At 44.3% G+C, this 1,401-nt stretch carries 1 protein-coding gene and 1 pseudogene; one reads left to right on the top strand and one right to left on the bottom strand.

The genetic code is table 11. The features are described 5' to 3' along the window. Nucleotides 1–335: 335 nt before the first annotated feature. Nucleotides 336–539, top strand: a pseudogene (locus tag BEB42_RS26565) (IS3 family transposase); the annotation flags it as partial. A gap of 59 nt (nt 540–598) precedes the next feature. Here BEB42_RS26565 and tpx read toward each other — a convergent pair. After that, a complete protein-coding gene (tpx, locus tag BEB42_RS25830; RefSeq protein WP_024185287.1) occupies nt 599–1,105 on the bottom strand; it encodes a thiol peroxidase in 507 nt (168 codons plus the stop codon). Between the last annotated feature and the right edge of the window lie 296 nt (nt 1,106–1,401).

Genomic DNA, 1,401 nt, shown 5'->3' with positions numbered 1-1,401 from the left:
CTGGAGAAATGGAAAATTAGAAGGTAAACAAACCGACATTACTAACTGATCGTTGTATCTAATACTGGGGGCAGGTCACATCTGGGCCGAGAAAAATTTAAGCCAGATGTAATCTGACAGATACCTGTATAAATAACCGGTAACTGTCAGCTCAGGTCTGAGCTAATACATATAATTATTACCAACGACTCCCCCTTTAAGAGCGGCGTTCAACGCTTTACGTGGGGCTCCTGTTGAGCAAGGCGGTCTGAGTCTGTTGATATAACTCGTCTTACTGATTTCGTCAGTGTCATATGTATAAAGCCGTTCGTCAAACTCTCCAGTAATTAGCCAAACATGCTACGCGCGAAGGCTTTTTCGGCAGGCTGAAAATTGAAATGTATTATGGGTATAAATAGCCTGAAAAGCTCATGCAGCTTGTGGATGCTTACATCTGACGGTATAACGAGCTGCGTATAAAGTTATCGCTGGGTGCACTTAGCCCCGAAATGTGCCGCCAACAATGTGGGCTGCTAAATAAGTTGTGTGAATATGGCTGAATCAGAAGAAGAATAAGCGCGAATATGCCTGATGGTGCAACGCCATCAGGCATAATAACTTACGATTTAAGTACAGTCAGTGCTGCTTCGTAATTCGGCTCGGTAGTGATTTCATCTACCAGCTGGCTAAAAATTACATTGTCATTTTCATCAATAACCACAACGGCACGCGCTGCCAGACCTTTCAGTGGGCCATCAGCAATTGCAACACCGTAGGCTTGCAGGAATTCAGCGTTACGGAAAGTGGAGAGAGTGATAACATTGTTCAGACCTTCTGCGCCGCAGAAACGAGACTGGGCAAACGGCAGATCGGCAGAGATGCACAGAACAACAGTGTTGTCGATTTTTGTTGCCAGTTGGTTAAACTTACGTACTGATGTGGCGCAAACACCTGTATCAATACTCGGAAAAATGTTCAGTACTTTGCGTTTACCCGCAAACTGACCTAGGGTGACGTCAGACAGATCTTTTGCCACAAGAGTAAAAGTCTGCGCTTTGCTACTAGCCTGCGGCATAGAATTAGCTACTGTAACCGGAACACCCTGAAAATGAACAATTTGTGACATCATTACCTTTCCTGTTTACATGTGGTTAACGTCACGCTTAGTTTATGCTAACTGTCAATAATACTACAAACGCTATTTGCGCTTAATCCGCAGACCACCGTGGTAACAAGGAGTCAAGATAATAACCGTGAAGGTATGTGAGGAAGCCTGGCACTTACATGTTACGTTGGATTAAAGCAAAGGGCGGGTCATATTACCCCCGAAGATACAAATAAAGCGGGTGATGCTGCCAACTTACTGATTTAGTGTATGATGGTGTTTTTGAGGTGCTCCAGTGGCTTCTGTTTCTATCAGCT

Source organism: Escherichia sp. MOD1-EC5990 (genome assembly GCF_002965285.1).
GTDB classification, from domain to species: Bacteria; Pseudomonadota; Gammaproteobacteria; order Enterobacterales; family Enterobacteriaceae; genus Escherichia; species Escherichia coli_F.
The sequence above is the reverse complement of the archived record's forward strand: the minus strand, read 5'-3'. Positions and strand labels throughout refer to the sequence as shown.